Genomic DNA, 17580 nt, shown 5'->3' with positions numbered 1-17580 from the left:
CGGTCGCTCCACGAGAGCGCGGCAAGGAGCAGAGCATGACCCCCAGAACCACCGCGCCACCCCGGCCTCGCAAGGCCACCGGAGCGCAGGCCGACCCGCAAGCCGGAGCGCACGCCGAGCACGCCCCCGGCACCTCCGCCGAGACGACCGACCCGGCACTCCTCCTCGACTTCTACCGCCGGATGGTCCTCATCCGCCGCTTCGAGGAGCGGGCCGCGCGCTCGTACACGCAGGCGCAGATCGGCGGCTACTGCCATCTCAATCTGGGGGAGGAGGCGACGGTCGTCGGCCTGATGTCGGCGCTCGAGACCACCGACTACCTCTTCACCAACTACCGCGAGCACGGCTACGCGCTCGGACGCGACATCGCTCCGGGCCGCATCATGGCGGAGCTCTACGGCCGGAGCGACGGCGTCTCGAAGGGCTGGGGCGGCTCGATGCACCTCTTCGACCTCGACGCGCGTCTGCTCGGCGGATACGGGATCGTCGGCGGGCAGATACCGCTCGCCACGGGCGCTGCCCTCGCCATCGACTATCGCGGCGGCACCGAGGCGGTCGTGTGCGTCATGGGCGACGGGACCACCAACATCGGCGCGTTCCACGAATCCCTGAACCTCGCCTCGATCTGGAAGCTGCCGGTCGTGTTCGTCGTCGTCAACAATGGGCTCGGGATGGGGACGACCGTGGAGAAGTCCTCGGGGGAGCCGGAGCTCTACAAGCGCGCCGCCTCGTATCGGATGGCGTCCGCGCGCGTCGACGGCAACGACCCGGTTGCGGTTCGCGAAGCGGCGCTCGCAGCCCTCGCGAGTGCCCGTGCCGGCAAGCCGTTCCTCCTCGAAGCGGTGAGCGAGCGCCTGCGCGGCCACTCCGTCGTCGACCCGGCGAAGTACCGCACGCGGGAGGACGCCGAAGCGCTGAAGACGGCCGACCCCATCGCCGCGTTCGCCGCCCGCCTGGGTGGAGCGGGTGTCCTGAGCGATGACGCGATCACCGAGATCGACGCCGATGCGATGCGCCGGGTGGCCGAGGCCGTCGCGTTCGCGGAGGCGAGTCCGCATCCGTCCGTCGACACCCTCTTCGACTACACCTACGCCACCCCCGTGCCCAACGACTCGCGGCGGCTCCCAGGAGAACCGCTCTTCGCGGCCGCACCCACCCGGATCGGAGCATCGGCATGACGATCATGACCTACCGCCAAGCCCTCCACGACACCCTCCGCGACGAGATGCGCCGCACCGAGGACGTCCTCCTGATCGGCGAGGAGATCGGGATCTTCGAGGGGTCGTACAAGATCACGGCCGGCCTGCTCGACGAGTTCGGGGAGAAGCGCGTCCGTGACACCCCGATCGCCGAGGAGGGCTTCACGGGTGCTGCGATCGGTGCCGCGATGCTCGGGCTCCGGCCGGTCGTCGAACTCATGACGATCAACTTCTCGCTCCTCGCCCTCGATCAGATCGTGAACCACGCGGCGAAGATCTACGGCATGTTCGGCGGTCAGGCGCGGGTCCCGCTCGTGATCCGCACGCCGGGCGGTGGAGGGCAGCAGCTCGGAGCGACGCACTCGCAGAACATCGAGTTGTACTACGCGTTCGTCCCCGGGATGAAGGTCGTCGCGCCGAGCAGCCCGGCCGATGCGAAAGCGCTCCTCCTCGCCGCGATCCGCGATGACGATCCCGTGCTGTTCCTCGAGAACCTCGCGCTGTACAACACGAAGGGCGAGGTGCCGGACGATGACACCCCGGCCGAGATCGGTCGAGCGGCCGTGACGCGGAAGGGTGCCGACATCACGGTCGTCGCCTACTCGCGGATGGCCGCTGTGGCGCTCGAGGTGGCGGAGGCCCTCGCTCGCACGGACGGCATCGACGTCGAGGTCGTCGACCTCAGGAGCATCCGCCCGCTCGATCGCGACACGATCGTCGCGTCCGTGCAGAAGACGCACTGCGCCGTCGTCCTCGAAGACGACTGGCTCACCTACGGGATCGGTGCGGAGATCGCCGCCACCATCTCCGACGGCGCGTTCGACTGGCTCGATGCGCCCGTGCGGCGGGTGGCGATGGCGGAGGTCCCGCTCCCGTACGCGAAACCGCTCGAAACGGCCGCGCTCCCGTCCGCCGAGGACGCTATCGCCGCCATCCGTCAGACCCTCGACGCCGTCGCGCGCCGCACCGGACAAGGACAGCCCGCATGATCGACATCCTGATGCCACGCCTCTCCGACACGATGGAGGAGGGCGCGATCGCCGTCTGGCACAAGCGGCCGGGCGATCGCGTGGACGTGGGCGACATCCTCGTCGAGATCGAGACCGACAAGGCGACGATGGAGTACGAGGCGTACGAGGCCGGTGTGCTCCGTGACATCGTCGTGGGGGAGGGGGAGCTCGCGGCGATCGGGACCCGCATCGCCGTGCTCGACGACGGGTCGTCGGCAGGGGCTGGGGACGGGCTCGGTGGCGGCGATGCGGTTGCGGCACCGGGGCCGGTCGACGCTGAGCCGGTCGCGGTGGATGCGGTCGTTGCGGGATCGGTCGTCGCGGAGTCAGGCGTCGCGGAGCCGATGGGGGAGCGTCCCGCAGCGGTCGACGGCGGCTCGTCCCGCACGGAACGGGTCTTCTCCTCGCCGCTCGCCCGCAAGGTCGCGCGGGAGCACGGCGTGGACCTCGACCGCGTGACCGGCACGGGACCCGGCGGGCGCATCGTGCGGGCCGACGTGCTCGACGCGATCCCCGATGCGAACTCGGACCCGACCCTGATCCACGATGCGCAGCCCGCGGCCGCGGCGTGCTCGAGACGGGCGGCCGAGTCGCCGGCATCGCCTCGACCAGCAGACGACCCGCGGGACTCCACGGCCGTCCCCTTCGATGCGAGTCGCCGCATCATCGCGAAACGACTCGCGGAGAGCACCAGGACGGCGCCGCACTTCTTCGTGACAGCGGTCGCCGATGTCGAGGAGCTCGTCGGTCTGCGGCAGCGGGTGAACGCGGATCGCGGAGCGGTCGGGGGCACCAGCGGCGGCACCAGCGGTGGCGGCGGTGGTGCAGGTGCCGGGGGCGGCGCCGGCGGTGCAGGTGCAGGCGACGGGGGTGCTGTCGGCGATCGCCCCAAGCTCAGCGTCAACGACCTCGTCGTCCGCGCAGTCGCGATCGCGCTGCGCAGCCATCCCGGTGTGAACGCGTCGTACTCGGAGGACGGCAGTGGCAGCACGCTCCTCCACGATCGGGTGAACGTGGGCGTCGCGATCGCTGCGGCATCCGGGCTCGTCGTCCCCGTCATCTGCGACGCCGATCAGAAGACGGTGTCCCACATCGGCTCGGAGACCAAACGGTTCGTCGCGGCGGCGGGCGACAGGAAGCTCACGGCGGCCGACCTCTCCGGCGGCACGTTCACGGTCAGTAACCTCGGGATGTTCGGCGTGGAGCAGTTCACGGCCGTCATCAATCCGCCGGAGGGCGCGATCCTCGCCGTGGGCGCGACCGTACAGGAACCGGCGGTCGTCGACGGCGCGATCGTGCCGCGGCATCGGATGCGGTTGACCCTGTCCGCGGACCACCGCATCATCGATGGGGCGCTCGCCGCACGATTCCTGCAGACGCTCACCGCCCTGCTCGAACGGCCGCTCGACATCCTCGCCTGAGCGAGCGATCCGACGGGTTTCGCCCTCGTGGTGGCTCCGGCCGTGCGCTGCGCAACGCACGACCGGAGCCTTCAGGACGGTCTCAGACGAGCCGCACGTGCTTCGCCATCCGCTCCGCCTGCGCGAATCCGGCACGAGCCGAGGGGATGCGGGTCGCCGGGTCCATCTGGTTGATCCCCATCGCGTCCCGGGACTCGTCGTCTGGCGTGAACACCTCGACGTGAGTGCCCTGCTCGCGCAACGCCGCGACCTGGCCGACGAGGTCGAATCCCCACTCCGACGGCCGCTGCAGGCCCTCGAACTGGCCCTCGGGGAGTGGTCCCGTCCGTCCTCCCAGCGGCGAGATCACCACGACGTTCGTGGCTCCCGCGGCGAGATCGGCGTTGTCTGGCGAGCGCACCCCGCCCGAGACGTAGTTCGTGCCGTTCGCCCGGAGCGTCGGGCCGGCGCCGGGCAGGGAGGTGCTCGCCACGACGGCGTCGACGAGGTCCACGCCCGAGTCGCGGTCGAGCAGGACCGCCTCGCCCGTATGCGCGTCGACCGCCACTGCGATCATCGGCCGCTCCGGCCACTCGGGATGCGGCAGCCGCGATGCGACGATCGCTCGCCGGTGTTCGGCCGCGGTTCCCGATGCGAACGCGGCATCGCTCTCCAGGCCGTACGCACCCATGGCGCGTTGGAGGTCGAGCGGTGAGGTCGCGGCGGCGGAGATCGCCCGCATCCGCTCGAACACCGCGGACATCTGCGAACCGGGTGCGGTCGAGGTCGACGGCGCCGAGGGCGCTCCCCGCCGGTGCTGCGGGCTGCTCGCGGCGGCCGGCGCTCCCGATCCGGCAGGCCGGCCCGTCCCGGCTCGCCCGACAGCGCCGTCCGCTTCACGGAGGATGGAGGCGTACAACTCGGCGGGCGTCTTTCCGCTGCGGACGAGCGCGGCGGCGGTGGCTCCGGCGGAGGTGCCGATCACCAGCTCGGCGAGCCGGGTCAGGTCGATCCCGCCGGCGGCGAGTCCTGCGATGACGCCGACGGCCCAGGCGTTTCCGGCGGCGCCGCCCCCGCCGATGACGAGCGTGACGGCGTGAGCGGTCTGTGGGCGGGAGGGAGGCTGCGCCGTATCGGGCGCGGCGGTCGATTCAGGAAGTTCAGACATGGTGGTCCCTTTCAGGGCATCCGTGATGCGGGTGCCAGAGGACCGATGTCGACGAAGCTAGCGGCTCCGACGTCCACGGGTGAGCACCCGACTGTGTACGTGAAGAATCGGACTCACCTCCTTGCATCGTGCGCTGCGTCAGCGCTCGTGAACGAACTCAGCTTGAACACTAGTCCGCGAAATGTCCCGCGGCAATGCTCCCGCCTTGTAGCGTGGGCGAACGCGCCTTCTCGACCGGAGGGGCCCGATCGATGGAGTCGACGTGAAACTCGAACGCCTGGCGACGCACCGGTTCGTTCAGGAGGGCAGCCCGCTCAGTTCCGTCGTCGTCGACGGGGTCGGCCTCGTCTGCCTCGTGCTGTCCACGGATGACTGGCGCTACCGACTCGTTGTGGTCTCCGACGTGGGGGATCCGCGGACGGTCGAGCTCGAAGACCTCTCGCCCCACGAGCACGGCAGTCGGCCGGCGCTCCTGTCCACCGCCGACGGCGGCATCGCGATCGTGGCCGATCGGGATCTGGTGCTGCACCATCCCGTGGTCGGCGGGTCGGCCAGGCGCATTCAGATCAAGAATCGCCGCCTGCTGCGAGACGTCGTTCCGGTCGATGCGCGGGTCATGTCCCTGTCGAGTGGGCTCAGCGACTCGTCGCGGTATCCGATCTCGTTCGAGCTCGGCCCCGTGCGTGCTGAACAGCCCCGCCACTGGGCGGTTCTCGAACTCGATGTGGCCAGAGGTCGCGCGGCCTGGACTAATTGGGCCGCGCTCGACCCGCAGCGTCTCGAGCACTACCGCTCGACGGATCCGCCGAAGGTCGAAGCGCTGGCCTGCCGTGGGGATCGGCTCCTCGTCTCGACCACGGGCGGGCGGACGACCTCCGTGAACAAGTGGGGGATGGACTCTTGGGCGTTGCTCGAACTGCAGCTGAACGGCCAGCTCGTGTCGATCCCCTGGGGCGGCGAGGCGACGCCCGACGATGAGAAGAAGCGCGGCGTGCACGTGTCGTTCACCTCGTCCGACGAGTTCGCCGTGCTCACCCCCCACTTCGCGAGCGGCGAGTGGAAGGGCAAGCAGCGCCTGCTCCGGTCGGACACCGGTGAGGTCGTCGAGGTGGGGCTGCCTTCCGGGACCGGCACGCACGCGCGGATCATCGAGCATGCCGACGGTGTGTTCTGGATCTGGAATGCGGACGCCGAGGACGGCGAACGGAGCTGGTCGATCACGCGGGCACGCGTCGGCGCTTCCGCCTCGCAGAGACCCTGAGGGCGGGTCGCGACGGCCGCTTCTCCGACACGTCGAGGACATTCCATGCGTACCGTCGGTAGCGGGAGCTCCCTGCCATCACCTGTTGCGGATCAGCCTCGCTTGCGGCGCGCGATCTCGTCGGCGAGGTACTGCACCTGCGCGGGGTCGGCGTCCCGGGCGAGGGCGACGTAGTGGTCCTGGACGGCCGGTCGGTAGCGCACGGGCAGCGTCTGCCCTGCGGAAAGTCGGACGAGCTCGGTGATCGTGAGGTTTTCGTCTGCGATGCCCCGGAACGAGATGCCGTCGGCGGTCTCCACGTCGAGCATCAGGACCACGCGTGGACTGCCGTCGCTGCTGACCTCACGCCAGTCGACGAGGACGCCGAGCGCGAGCACCCCGGCCCGCAGTTCGGCTGTGCGCCTCCGTGCGGCGCCGCTCAGGAGCGGGTTCGGGGCGATGCCGGGGAAAGCGGGCCCGACGCCGAGCGCTTCCCGACTCAGATCGGGCCTCAGCTGCTCCATCAGATCGGTGACGTCGAGCTTCTTCTTCGAACCGAACATCCGCGCCCTCTCTCAGACCGTGCCGGCCTCTCGGTCGGCGCTCCGCTTGCACCGCGATTGTATGTCACGGCCGTTCCCGTCGACCCCGTGATGAGGCCGATGCGACGTCTCACACGGGCAACGACGCGTGCGCGAGCCAGATGTCGGCGAGGGCCTCGTGGCCGGCGGGCGTCGGGTGGACGCCGTCGTCGGCGAGCGTCGCCGGCCCGACCGATGCCGCGAGCCGGGTCAATTCGACGTGCAACGGCACGAAGGCGGCGCTGAACTCGTCTGCGAGGCGCTTGACGACCTCGCGCTTGGGGTCGAGGTCCTCGAGCCACGTCTCCTGCTCAGGGCGGACCGGCAGGAGGAATGGTTCGACGAGGACGAAGTGCAGCGCGTGGGTGCCGGAACCCGCGGTCGATCCCGCGGTCGACTCCGAAACGGATGCCGCGACAGCCGCCGTCAGCAGGGCGCGGTACCGCTCTTCGAAGACGGCCGCATCGGTCGGGTCGTCGTTGTCGTAGCGGCGCCACATGTCGTTGACGCCGACGAGGATGCTGAGCACGTCCGGTGCGTGATCGAGGACGTCGGCGTCCCATCGCGCCTGCAGGTCGCTCGTGCGATTGCCGCTGACGCCGCTGTTCTCGATCGACCAGCCCTGGAGCTCCGGGCGGCGCGAGAGGACGCGGACGTAGCCGTCGCCCAATCCGTCCTCGCTCGTGCGGCGTTCCGCATCGGTCACGCTGTCGCCGGTGAAGTGTGCGATCCGAGTCACGTGCTGCTGTCCCTTCCGGGCGCGCCCGCCCCTCGGCAACGAGGGTTCGAGGCGTTCACCCGAATTACTTGATGTCGTGCAAGAACATTACTTGACATAGTGAATAAAGCATGAATACGCTGTGCTGGCAAGAGCAGGGCCGGAGCCACAACACCCCCGTCAGCGGATTCCGGCGTCAACGAAGACGACGGACAAGGTACATCAATGGCGATCATCCCCAATCAAACCCGAGCGGTCGTGACGGCGCGCGCACCACGCCGGAAACGGATCAGCGGGACCATCAACGCGCACTCCCCGGCGCACCGCGGCGACGCGAAACTCGCCTGGGTCCTCATCGGCCCGGCACTCCTCGGCTTCATCGTGTTCGCCGCCTACCCCACCATCCGCGGCGTCTACCTCAGCTTCACCGACTTCAAGGTCCTCACACCCCCGACCTGGATCGGCCTCGACAACTTCGTCAAGCTCTTCCAGGACGACGTGTTCTGGAGCGCATTCGGCGTCACCGTCTACTTCGTGGTGCTGTCCGTCACCCTCGGCCTCGCGCTCTCCATCATCACCGCGGTCGTCCTCCACAGGCTCACCGCCTCCACGGTCGCCCGCGGCCTCATCATCCTGCCGTTCCTCATCTCCGGCGTCGTCGCCGCGACCGTCTGGTCCTGGATGCTCGACGCGCAGCTCGGCATCGTGAACATCGCCCTCGAGAAACTCGGCGGCCACAGCATCATGTTCCTGACCTCCCAACAGTGGGCGATCCCCGCGATCGCGCTCATCAGCGTCTGGAAGTCCTTCGGGTACACGGCGATCATCATCTTCGCCGGCCTCCAGACGATCCCGCCGACCATCTACGAAGCCGGCCGCATCGACGGCGCCAACGAGTTCCAGATGTTCCGCCGCCTCACCCTCCCGCTCCTCCGACCGATCCTCGCGCTCGTCGTCGTCCTGAACGTCATCGGCGCGTTCCAGGTCTTCGACATCGTCCAGGTCGCGACGAAGGGCGGCCCCGCCAATGCGTCGAACGTGCTGCAGATGTACATCTACAGCAAGGCCTTCGGGCAGTTCGACTTCGGCTACGCATCGACGATGTCCCTGGCGCTCTTCGCCATCCTCATCGTCATCACCTTCCTGCAGATGAGACTCATGCGGGCGAGCGAATCGGACACGAACTGATGGGAACCGCAACGATGACACCGCCGACGATCGCCGCGCCGGAACAGCCCGGGAAGCCGGTCCTCGTCCGGAAGCCCCGCCACCCCGGCAACCGCTTCAGCATCGGCCGCCTCGTCTCCTGGATCTACATCGGCGTCGTGCTCCTCTTCACGATCTTCCCCTTCTACTGGATCCTCCGGACCGCGTTCTCCAACAACTACGCGCTCTCCACCGACCCGGCGTCGCTCCTCCCCGTCGGCTTCACCCTCGGCGCGTTCAAGCGCGTCCTCGGCCTCGCGACCGTCGACGAGGCGATCGCGGAGGGCGGCTCCGGCGCATCGCTCCAGCTCGGCCACTTCCTCATGAACTCGGTCATCTACGCGAGCGTGCAGACGTTCCTCGTGGTCCTGTTCTCGGCGCTCGCCGCCTATGCGTTCTCCCGCCTGCAGTGGAAGGGGCGCGAGTTCATGTTCAGCCTCTTCCTCACGGCGCTCATGGTGCCGGGGATCCTGACGCTCCTGCCCAACTTCGTCCTCGTGAAGGACCTCGGGCTCCTCAACTCCTTCGCCGGCATGATCCTCCCGACCGCCCTGTTCTCCGCCTTCAACATCTTCTTCCTGCGGCAGTTCATGATCGGGCTCAGCACGGAGACGGAGGAGGCGGCGCTCCTCGACGGCGCCGGCCGGATGCGGGTCTTCTTCCAGATCACGCTCCCCATGAGCACAGGGCCGATCATCACCCTCTCGATCCTCGGGTTCATCGCCACCTGGAACGACTACTTCTGGCCGCTGCTCGTGACGAACGACGACTCGGTTCAGCCGTTGACCCTCGCGCTCGCCGTGTTCAAGCAGTCCTCGCCGCAGTCCGTGCCCGACTGGGCCGGCCTCATGGCCGCGACCCTCGTCGCCGCCGCCCCGATGCTCGTGCTGTTCATGGTGTTCGGCAAACGCATCGTCAACTCCATCGGCTTCACCGGCATCAAGTGATCGTGCGGGCCGAGACGGCCACGCTGCACCGCCCCTGACCAGCACCACCCTTCCGCTTCACCCCACAGCACCACACCCGTGATCGGCGATCCCGGAACCGTCCCGCGCAGCGTCGCTCGGCCCCGGATCGCCGCCTCCTGAGAGAGAAGAGAGAGCAATGAGAATCAAGACGATCATCGCGGCGGCAGCCGTGGCGACGATGGCCCTCGGCGTGAGCGCCTGTTCCACGTCCGGCGGCGACTCCGCCTCCGGCGCGTCCACCGTCAACTGGTGGACGTGGGACGAGAAGCAGGCCGCGTCCTACAAGAAGTGCCTCCCTGGCTTCGAGAAGGAGAACCCGGACGTCACGGTGAAGATCTCCCAGTACGCCGTCGGCGACTACTTCACGAAGCTCACGGCCGGCTTCGTCTCCGGCTCCGCGCCCGACGCGTTCCAGAACTCGGTGCCGCTCCTCGGCGCCTATGCCGCGCAGGGGCAGATCATGCCGCTCGACGACCTCATCAAGAAGCACGACTTCGACCTCGGGAAGTTCGACGTCGGCGTCGACTCCTGGAAGTTCACCGACGGCAAGCAGTACGGCCTCCCGCTCGACTGGGCCTCCGCAGCGTTCTACTTCAACCAGGACCTCGTCGCGAAGGCGGGCCTCACGGACGACGCGATCAAGACGATGACGTGGAACCCGGATGACGGCGGCACCTTCGACAAGATCGTCGCCCACCTCACGATCGACCAGAACGGCGTCCGCGGCGACGAGGCCGGCTTCGACAAGACCAAGGTCGCCACCTACGGCGTCGGCAGCCTCGCATCGAGCGACTTCAACGGCCAGACGTCGTGGAACTCCTTCGCCTCGACGACCGGCTGGCGCCTCGGCGACAAGGACACGTGGCCCACCCGCCTCGAGTTCGATGACCCGCGCTTCGAGAAGACCGCCAACTACGTGCAGTCCCTCTCCGATCGCGGCTTCGCGCCTGCCTTCGGCGCGTTCACCGTCTCCTCGAGCGAACAGATCGGCTCCGGCAAGGTCGCCATGGTCCAGGACGGCTCGTGGGTCGCGACGTCCTTCGCGAAGCTGCCCGGCGTGAAGGTCGGCATCGCCCCCACCGTCGAAGGCCCCAAGGGCCGCGCGGTCATCAGCAACTCGAACGCCAACAACATCTTCTCCGGCACGAAGAACGTGGAGGGCACCTGGAAGTGGGTCTCCTACATGGGCTCCGAGGCGTGCCAGTCCGTCGCGGGCGTGGACGGCAACTTCCTCCCCTCCATCGGCGCATCGATGAAGGTCGCCGAGGACGCACAGGCCAAGGACGGCGTCGACTTCTCCGTGTTCACCAACGCGCTCGAGAACAAGGACCTCTACCCGGCCCCGCCGACCGTCAACGGTCAGGAGCTCGTCGACACGCTGAAGCCCATGATCGAGTCGTTCTTCGCGGGAACCGCCGGCGACGAGATCTTCGCCGAGATGTCGAAGAAGTCGGAGACGGTTCTCTCCGAGAAGTAGGATCGGTGCGTCGGGGAGGGCGATATCGCGTCTCCCCGGCGCTCCACTCGAGTGGATCACCACTCGCGGACGAGGGCGTGGAGGAGACAGGGTGACCGTGGACACGACGCAGACGGCGGACGAGACGCACGTGCAGACGCAGGACGCGCAGAGGGCGCAGGCCGCGCACGATGCACTCGCGCTGTTGCGGTCGGCCACCCCGGCGGCGATCGACGTGCTGACCTGCATCCTCACGCGGGGGCGCATCGCCCGCATCGAGATCGCCAAGCTCACCGGCCTCTCGCAAGCGGCCGTCACGAAGTCGGTCTCGCCCCTCATCGCCGCAGGGCTCGTGAGCGAGGAGAGCGATCTGCCGCGCTCCGGCATCCCGGGACGTCCCGTGAACCCGTTGCGGGTCAACTCGGACGCGCTCGTCGTCCTCGGCATCAAGGTCAACGCGAACGACATCATCGGCGTCGCCACCGGGCTCTCGGCCGACGTCCGCACCACGACCCACCAGACCATCCCCGACACGCGGTTCGACACGATCGTCGAGGGCATCGTGTCGGTCGCGGACCGGTTGCGCGACGAGCTGGGCCAGGACGTGGAACGGCTCGCGGGCATCGGCGTGACCGTCTCCGGCGACGTCGACAGCTCCACGGGGTTCGTCCGTGAATCCGCGCTGCTCGGCTGGAACGGGCTCGCGCTCGGCGAAGTCCTGCAGGCACGCCTCGGGACCACGGTCGTCGTCGAGAACGACGTGCGCGCCCTCACGATCGCCGAGCACTGGTTCGGGGTGGGCGTGGGCACGGAGTCGTTCGCGATCGTCACGATCGGCGCCGGGATCGGCAGCGGGCTGCACGTCAACGGCGAGGTCGTCGAGGGCGCGTACGGGGTCGCGGGGGAGATCGGGCACCTGCCGCTCACCTCGCGGGACCACGTGTGCTCGTGCGGGCGACGCGGGTGCGTCGAAGCGGTCGCCTCCTCCGGGGCGATCGCCGCCGCGGTGTCCCGTGGGCACGGCGGCCGCGAACTGAGCTTCGCCGAGGCGATCGACCTCGCGCACACGGGCGATGCCGTCGCGCGCGCGGCGTTCGACGAGGCTGGGACCGTCATCGGCACCGCCATCGCCACCATGGTCAACCTCACCGGCCCGGAACTCGTCCTGATCTCGGGCGAGGCCGTGTCCGACTACGACCTCTACGACGAGCGGATCCGCGCCGCGTTCGCCGAGCACGCGTTCGGCGCAGCCGCATCGTGCCGCATCGTCACCCGCCCGCACACCTTCGACGACTGGGCGCGGGGCGCGGCGGCGACCGTGATCCGGGCGCTCGTCACCAAGCGGCAGACCGCGTAGGCGCGGGCTCCTCCGGCTCTGCACCCGCCTGAGCGCAGGAGAACCGCCCGAGGTGAGGACTGATCCGGCGATCCGTCCTGCTCCCGGGCGGTTCTCCTCCTGCGGTGCTGGCGAGACGCTCCGCACTCAGCGCTTGCGCGTGACCCGCCGCTCGTCCCACACGGGCTCGTCCGACGCGTAGACCTCGCCGTCCGAGCCGAACACGAGGAACCGGTCGAAGCCGCGCGCGAACCAGCGATCGTGCGTGACCGCCATCACGGTCCCCTCGAAGCGGGCCAAGCCGTCCTCGAGCGCTTCCGCGGAGACGAGGTCGAGGTTGTCGGTCGGCTCGTCGAGGAGGAGCAGCGTCGCCCCCGACAGCTCCAACAGCAGGATCTGCAAGCGCGCCTGCTGCCCGCCCGACAGCGTCTCGAAGACCTGCTCCGCCGATGACGCGAGGCCGTACCGGTCGAGCGCGCGGCTCGCCGCCTCCCGCGCCATGCCGGACCGGTGGTCGTCGCCCCGGTGCAGGATGTCGAGGAGGGTCCGGCCGAGCAGTTCCGGGTGCTCGTGCGCCTGAGCGAACCACCCGGGCTGCACGCGGGCGCCGAGCTTGGCGACTCCGTTGTGCTCCACGGGGACGAGGATCTGATCGGCCGATGCGAGATGGCCAGCAGACGGGTCCGGGTCCGTCCCGCCGCCGGCGAGCAGCCGCAGGAAGTGCGACTTCCCCGAACCATTCGACCCGAGCACGCCGATGCGCTCGCCGAACCAGATCTCCGCATCGAACGGTTTCATGAGGCCCGTGAGCTCCAAGCCCGTGCACACGACGGCGCGACGGCCCGTGCGCGAACCGGTGAGCCGCATCGTGACCTCCTGCTCCTTCGGTCGTTCCTGCGGAGGGCCGACCTCCTCGAACTTCGCGAGGCGCGTCTGCGCGGCCCGGTAGCGCGACGCCATCGAGTCGTTGAACTTCGACTGCTCCTTGAGGCGCAGCACGAGCGCGCGCAGCTTGACCCGCTCCTCGTCCCAGCGGCGGCGGAGCTCGTCGAGGCGGTCCATGCGGTCGTTCCTGGCCTCGTGATACGTCGCGAAGCCGCCGCCGTGCGTCCACGAGGTACTGCCGGCGGCGCCGACCTCGAGCGTGATGAGCCGTTTCGCGGCCTCCGCGAGCAGCTCACGGTCGTGCGAGATGAGGAGGACCGTCTTCTGGCTCTCGCGGAGGGTCGATTCGAGCCATCGCTTCGTCGGGACGTCGAGGTAGTTGTCGGGTTCGTCGAGGAGGAGGACCTGCTCCGGGCCGCGGAAGAGCGCTTCGAGGACGAGCCGCTTCTGCTCGCCGCCGGAGAGGGTGCTCACCGTCCGCCACTGCGCTCGGTCGTACGAGGTGCCGATCGCCGCCTCGCAACAGTTGTCCCACAGGACTTCCTGGTCGTACCCGCCGGCGTCGGCGTAGTCGGCGAGGGCCGTCGCGTACGCCATCTGCGTCGCCTCGACGTCGTTCTCCATGAGTGCCAGCTCCGCCGCATCGACCGCCAGTGCAGCGTGCTTCACACGGAGCGGACTGACGGAGACGAGGAGGTCGCGGACGGTCGAGTCGTCGCGCACATGGCCGACGAACTGGTCCATGACCGCGAGGCCGCCGTCGATCGCGATGACTCCGGAATCCGGCTTGATCTCGCCGCGCAGGAGTCGCATGAGAGTGGTCTTGCCGGCGCCGTTCGCGCCGATGAGGGCCGCCGTGACACCCTCGCCCACCCGGAACGAGACCTCGTCGAGGAGCACCCGCCCGTCGTTGAGGGTGTAGGTGACGTCGCTCACGTCGATGTAGCCCATTGCTGATCCTTGCCGTCGAGGGCAGTCGTCGAAGGCTGCCGCCCACCGCATGGCGAGCCGACCAGCTTACACAGAACGTACGCGTGCGCGAGGCGGCAGGTGTCTCCCGCGTCCGCGCCGCCGCCGCCCGAGAAGCGGAGAACCGCGCGAGAGAAGGACGATTCGTGGTGAAACGTCCTCCTCTCGCGCGGTTCTCCTGCTGTCGTGCGGTGCGGACACGCGACCCCGGCGCGCGTGCCGGCCCGGCGCGCCTAGTTGACGTCGGTGGGGTGCGGGCCCACGCGGCCGTCGTTGTCGAGTGCGTCGATCGCGGCGATGTCATCGGCGGTCAGGCGCACGTCGACCGATGCGAGGTTCTCGCGGATCCGGGCGGGCGTGACCGACTTCGGGATGACGATGCGGCCGTGGTCGAGGTGCCAGCGCAGGATGACCTGCGCTGGGGTGGCGCCGACACGATTCGCGATGCCCGTGATCGTCGCATCGTGGAGCAGGCCGCCCTGCGCGAGCGGGCTCCACGCCTCGGTGAGGACGCCGTGTTCAGCGCCGAACGCCTGGACGGCTCGCTGCTGCAGGTTCGGGTGCGCCTCCACCTGGTTGACGGCGGGGACGGTGCCACCGAGATCGAGGATCCGCTGCAGGTGCTCGGGCTCGAAGTTCGAGACGCCGATGGCGCGGACCCGGCCGTCGGCGTACAGGCGCTCGAATGCTCGCCAGGTGTCGAGGTACAGGTCCTTCGCGGGGGCCGGCCAGTGGATCAGGTACAGGTCGATCGTGTCGAGGCCGAGCTTCTCCGCGCTCTCGTCGAACGCGCGGAGCGTGCTGTCGTAGCCCTGCGCATCGTTCCACAGCTTCGTCGTCACGAACAGCTCGTCGCGGGCGATCCCGGACTCGGCGATGGCGCGGCCCGTGCCCCGCTCGTTGCCGTAGATCGCGGCCGTGTCGATGCTGCGGTAGCCGGCGTCGAGGGCCGATGCGACGGCCGCCGTGGTCTCGTCGTCCGGGACCTGGAACACGCCGAAACCGAGCTGGGGGATCGTGACGCCGTTGTTGAGGGTCAGGGTAGGGACGTCGGGGGTGCTGGTGGTGGTGGGAGAGTTCGGGGTGGCGGGGGGGGGGGGGGTGGCGGGGGTGGCTGGGGTGTTCGGGGTGCTGGGGGTGTTCGGGGTGTTCATCGGTGCTCCTTGGTGCGATTGGTTCTGGTGCGGTGGATGTTCATAACTCCTTCGATTCGCGGTCCGAATCCGTCCGATCCCCGGAATTCCGGGGGCACCTGTAGTCGGCATGCGCGAATCGAAGGAGTTACGAGAGTGGGGCTGAGGCTGAAGCGGTGTCTGAGGCGGTGTCGGGCTGCGCAGACGCGACAGAGGCGACAGGGGTGACGGACACGACAGGGGTGTCGGAGGCGACGGGGCGACGCTTCGCGGTCGTCGCGGCGATCACCATGACGATGACGGCGAGGACGGTGATCGCTGCACCGACCCAGATCGGCGAGGTGTAGCCGAGGCCGACCGTGATCGTGACACCGCCGAGCCAGGCGCCGAGCGCGTTGCCGAGGTTGAACGCGCCGATGTTGGCGCCGGAAGCGAGCGTCGGAGCGGACGACGCGTACCGCATCACCCGCATCTGGATGCCGGGGACCGCGCCGAATCCGAAGCCGCCCATCAGGAACAGCGATGCGAGGGTCACGATCGGGAACTGTGCGGTGAGCGCGAATCCGACGAGGACGACCGTGAGGCCGACGAGGAGGATGAGGAGCGTGCGATCGAGGTTCCGGTCCGCCGCCTTCCCGCCGAGGATGTTGCCGACGAACAGGCCGGCGCCGAACAGGACCAGGAGCCACGGGATCGATGCCGCCGCGAAGCCGCTGACCTCCGTGAGCGTGTAGGCGATGTAGGTGAACGCGCCGAACATGCCGCCGAAGCCGAGGATCGTGACGAGGATCGAGAGCCACACCTGCGCCGAGCGGAACGCGCCCAGTTCGCTGCGGAGCGATCCGGCGGCCGATGCGCCGTGAGCGGGCTTCGGGACGAGCGCAGCGATGCCGATGAAGGCGATCACGCCGATGACGGTGATGGCCCAGAAGGTCGCGCGCCAGCCGAACTGCTGACCGACGAGGGTGCCGAAGGGGACGCCGAGGACGTTGGCGGCGGTGAGGCCGGTGAACATGATGGCGATGGCGCCCGCGCGTTTGTTCTCGGCGACCATGTCGGCTGCGAGGACCGAGCCGATGCCGAAGAACGCGCCGTGGCAGAGGGCCGCGATGATGCGTCCGAGCATCATGACCTCGTACGTCGGCGCGAGGGCGGAGACGAGGTTGCCGGCGATGAAGAGGACCATGAGGGCGAGCAGGACGGGCTTCCGCGGGAGGCGCGTGACGGCGGCGGTGAGCGCGAGGGCGCCCACGACGACGCTGAGTGCGTAGCCGGAGATGAACCAGCCTGCAGCGGCCTCGGTCACGCCGAAGTCCGCCGCGACCTCGGGCAGGAGGCCCATGATCACGAACTCGGTGAGGCCGATGCCGAACCCGCCGATGGCGAGTGCGATGAGACCGATGGGCATTGCTGAACTCCTGTTGGATCGATGGATCTGGTGGATGGGGTGTGGACGTTTGGGACCGCGAGCGTGTGGTGCCGCTGCGGTGGGATCCGGGCGATCCGGGATCTGCGCGATGGCTGTGAGCGGCGAGCTCCTGCGGCATCGTGCGGGCTCCATCGCCGGGAATCTGGTGCTTTCAGGGAAGTACGCGTACGCTGTTAGTTGCAGACGCGCGATATATATAGTTGCACACGCTAGGTAAACGCGCAAGCAACTACTTTGTGCACGGTGCGCGACGCGTTCGCGAAGTGAGCGCAGCCGCGCTGAACGAGGAGGAACCATGGGCATCGCAGACGACGCCGTCGAGATCCGAGCGCAGGGTTGGCGGACGCTCGCCGCCCTCTACGGAGCGATCGAAACCGATCTGGAACGCGCGCTGCAGGCGGAAGCGCAGCTGTCCGTCATCGAATACACCGTTCTCGACGCGCTCAACCGGCAGGACGGATGGCACATGCGGATGCAGCAGCTCGCGCGCGCGGCGGCTCTGTCGAGCAGTGCGACGACGCGCTTGGTCAACCGGCTGGAGGACCGCGCGCTGCTGACGCGCATCCTGTGCGCCGACGACCGCCGCGGCATCTACACGGAGCTCACCGCCGCCGGACACGCGTTGCTCGAAGCGGCGCGGCCGGTCCATGATCGTGCGCTCGCCGCATCGCTCGAGTCGGCTGAGGCGCTCCCGGAGCTCGCGCCGCTCGTCGAGGCCCTGCACCGGCTGGAGCCCGTCGCCGCCCCTGCGTGAGCGGCCGGCCCGGCCCGCCCCGGCCCGCCCCGCCCGCCCTGTCCTCTGTGCTCCGTGCTTCGTCCCGTCGAGTGTGTTCACAACTCAGGAGCGTCCCGGCGTGTCGGACGCGAAACGCCGTCCGGTGG

15 protein-coding genes are annotated in these 17580 nt (G+C 69.1%); 9 read left to right on the top strand and 6 right to left on the bottom strand.

Annotated elements, in window-relative coordinates; genetic code table 11:
- Window positions 1-35 precede the first annotated feature (35 nt).
- Genes pdhA through ACQ3HB_RS02270 form a run of 3 tightly spaced genes read left to right on the top strand, consistent with a single transcriptional unit; the run spans window position 36 to window position 3630 of the window.
- Window positions 36-1178, top strand: coding sequence for a pyruvate dehydrogenase (acetyl-transferring) E1 component subunit alpha (gene pdhA, locus ACQ3HB_RS02280; protein WP_430917345.1), 1143 nt, complete (start codon window positions 36-38; stop codon window positions 1176-1178).
- Window positions 1175-2188, top strand: a complete 1014-nt coding sequence (locus tag ACQ3HB_RS02275; RefSeq protein WP_430917343.1) for an alpha-ketoacid dehydrogenase subunit beta — start codon at window positions 1175-1177, stop codon at window positions 2186-2188. The genes pdhA and ACQ3HB_RS02275 overlap by 4 nt, the downstream gene beginning before the upstream one ends.
- The gene (locus ACQ3HB_RS02270; protein ID WP_430917342.1) at window positions 2185-3630 is read left to right on the top strand and encodes a dihydrolipoamide acetyltransferase family protein; all 1446 of its coding nucleotides are present in this window, start codon (window positions 2185-2187) and stop codon (window positions 3628-3630) included. The genes ACQ3HB_RS02275 and ACQ3HB_RS02270 overlap by 4 nt, the downstream gene beginning before the upstream one ends.
- A gap of 82 nt (window positions 3631-3712) precedes the next feature.
- Here the strand turns inward: ACQ3HB_RS02270 and ACQ3HB_RS02265 are convergent, their stop codons facing one another.
- Window positions 3713-4777 (bottom strand): patatin-like phospholipase family protein, encoded by a 1065-nt coding sequence (locus ACQ3HB_RS02265; RefSeq protein WP_430917340.1) that lies wholly within the window; start codon window positions 4775-4777, stop codon window positions 3713-3715.
- A 262-nt stretch (window positions 4778-5039) separates the two neighbouring features.
- Here ACQ3HB_RS02265 and ACQ3HB_RS02260 point away from each other — a divergent pair, with 262 nt between their 5' ends.
- Window positions 5040-6038 carry a hypothetical protein gene (locus ACQ3HB_RS02260; RefSeq protein WP_430917338.1) on the top strand — a complete coding sequence of 333 codons (999 nt, stop codon included), beginning with the start codon at window positions 5040-5042 and terminating at the stop codon, window positions 6036-6038.
- 92 nt (window positions 6039-6130) lie between these two features.
- Here the strand turns inward: ACQ3HB_RS02260 and ACQ3HB_RS02255 are convergent, their stop codons facing one another.
- A complete protein-coding gene (locus tag ACQ3HB_RS02255; RefSeq protein ID WP_430917336.1) occupies window positions 6131-6580 on the bottom strand; it encodes a hypothetical protein in 450 nt (149 codons plus the stop codon).
- Window positions 6581-6689: 109 nt separating this feature from the next.
- Window positions 6690-7337, bottom strand: coding sequence for an SGNH/GDSL hydrolase family protein (locus tag ACQ3HB_RS02250; protein WP_430917334.1), 648 nt, complete (start codon window positions 7335-7337; stop codon window positions 6690-6692).
- Between the two features lie 204 nt (window positions 7338-7541).
- Here ACQ3HB_RS02250 and ACQ3HB_RS02245 point away from each other — a divergent pair, with 204 nt between their 5' ends.
- From ACQ3HB_RS02245 to ACQ3HB_RS02230, 4 genes are all read left to right on the top strand, one after another.
- Window positions 7542-8504, top strand: a complete 963-nt coding sequence (locus ACQ3HB_RS02245; protein WP_430917332.1) for a carbohydrate ABC transporter permease — start codon at window positions 7542-7544, stop codon at window positions 8502-8504.
- The gene (locus ACQ3HB_RS02240) at window positions 8504-9469 is read left to right on the top strand and encodes a carbohydrate ABC transporter permease (protein WP_430917330.1); all 966 of its coding nucleotides are present in this window, start codon (window positions 8504-8506) and stop codon (window positions 9467-9469) included. The genes ACQ3HB_RS02245 and ACQ3HB_RS02240 overlap by 1 nt, the downstream gene beginning before the upstream one ends.
- A gap of 157 nt (window positions 9470-9626) precedes the next feature.
- Window positions 9627-10967 carry an ABC transporter substrate-binding protein gene (locus ACQ3HB_RS02235; protein WP_430917328.1) on the top strand — a complete coding sequence of 447 codons (1341 nt, stop codon included), beginning with the start codon at window positions 9627-9629 and terminating at the stop codon, window positions 10965-10967.
- Between the two features lie 91 nt (window positions 10968-11058).
- Window positions 11059-12303, top strand: coding sequence for an ROK family transcriptional regulator (locus tag ACQ3HB_RS02230; protein ID WP_430917327.1), 1245 nt, complete (start codon window positions 11059-11061; stop codon window positions 12301-12303).
- Window positions 12304-12429: 126 nt separating this feature from the next.
- On the opposite strand, the gene ACQ3HB_RS02225 is transcribed toward ACQ3HB_RS02230, so the two are convergent.
- The 3 genes from ACQ3HB_RS02225 to ACQ3HB_RS02215 all read right to left on the bottom strand — a co-directional run bounded on the left by ACQ3HB_RS02225 (window position 12430) and on the right by ACQ3HB_RS02215 (window position 16677).
- Window positions 12430-14118 (bottom strand): ABC-F family ATP-binding cassette domain-containing protein, encoded by a 1689-nt coding sequence (locus ACQ3HB_RS02225; RefSeq protein WP_430917325.1) that lies wholly within the window; start codon window positions 14116-14118, stop codon window positions 12430-12432.
- A 251-nt stretch (window positions 14119-14369) separates the two neighbouring features.
- Window positions 14370-15290: an aldo/keto reductase gene (locus tag ACQ3HB_RS02220; RefSeq protein WP_430917323.1), complete on the bottom strand. Its 921-nt coding sequence runs from the start codon at window positions 15288-15290 to the stop codon at window positions 14370-14372.
- Window positions 15291-15417: 127 nt separating this feature from the next.
- A complete protein-coding gene (locus tag ACQ3HB_RS02215) occupies window positions 15418-16677 on the bottom strand; it encodes an MFS transporter (protein WP_430917321.1) in 1260 nt (419 codons plus the stop codon).
- Window positions 16678-16993: 316 nt separating this feature from the next.
- On the opposite strand from ACQ3HB_RS02215, the gene ACQ3HB_RS02210 reads away from it, so the two are divergent.
- Window positions 16994-17452, top strand: coding sequence for a MarR family winged helix-turn-helix transcriptional regulator (locus tag ACQ3HB_RS02210; RefSeq protein WP_430917320.1), 459 nt, complete (start codon window positions 16994-16996; stop codon window positions 17450-17452).
- Window positions 17453-17580: the final 128 nt, after the last annotated feature.

The sequence above is a fragment of the Plantibacter lichenum genome (assembly GCF_050587525.1).
In the GTDB taxonomy this organism is placed as follows: domain Bacteria; phylum Actinomycetota; class Actinomycetes; order Actinomycetales; family Microbacteriaceae; genus Plantibacter.
The sequence above is the reverse complement of the archived record's forward strand: the minus strand, read 5'-3'. Positions and strand labels throughout refer to the sequence as shown.

Coding starts and splice junctions, on each gene's coding strand:
- ACQ3HB_RS02245 (WP_430917332.1), top strand. CDS start 7,542: ATGGCGATCATCCCCAATCAAACCCGAGCGGTCGTGACGGCGCGCGCA.
- ACQ3HB_RS02225 (WP_430917325.1), bottom strand. CDS start 14,118: ATGGGCTACATCGACGTGAGCGACGTCACCTACACCCTCAACGACGGG.
- ACQ3HB_RS02235 (WP_430917328.1), top strand. CDS start 9,627: ATGAGAATCAAGACGATCATCGCGGCGGCAGCCGTGGCGACGATGGCC.
- ACQ3HB_RS02215 (WP_430917321.1), bottom strand. CDS start 16,677: ATGCCCATCGGTCTCATCGCACTCGCCATCGGCGGGTTCGGCATCGGC.
- ACQ3HB_RS02240 (WP_430917330.1), top strand. CDS start 8,504: ATGGGAACCGCAACGATGACACCGCCGACGATCGCCGCGCCGGAACAG.
- ACQ3HB_RS02220 (WP_430917323.1), bottom strand. CDS start 15,290: ATGAACACCCCGAACACCCCCAGCACCCCGAACACCCCAGCCACCCCC.
- ACQ3HB_RS02255 (WP_430917336.1), bottom strand. CDS start 6,580: ATGTTCGGTTCGAAGAAGAAGCTCGACGTCACCGATCTGATGGAGCAG.
- pdhA (WP_430917345.1), top strand. CDS start 36: ATGACCCCCAGAACCACCGCGCCACCCCGGCCTCGCAAGGCCACCGGA.
- ACQ3HB_RS02265 (WP_430917340.1), bottom strand. CDS start 4,777: ATGTCTGAACTTCCTGAATCGACCGCCGCGCCCGATACGGCGCAGCCT.
- ACQ3HB_RS02210 (WP_430917320.1), top strand. CDS start 16,994: ATGGGCATCGCAGACGACGCCGTCGAGATCCGAGCGCAGGGTTGGCGG.
- ACQ3HB_RS02275 (WP_430917343.1), top strand. CDS start 1,175: ATGACGATCATGACCTACCGCCAAGCCCTCCACGACACCCTCCGCGAC.
- ACQ3HB_RS02270 (WP_430917342.1), top strand. CDS start 2,185: ATGATCGACATCCTGATGCCACGCCTCTCCGACACGATGGAGGAGGGC.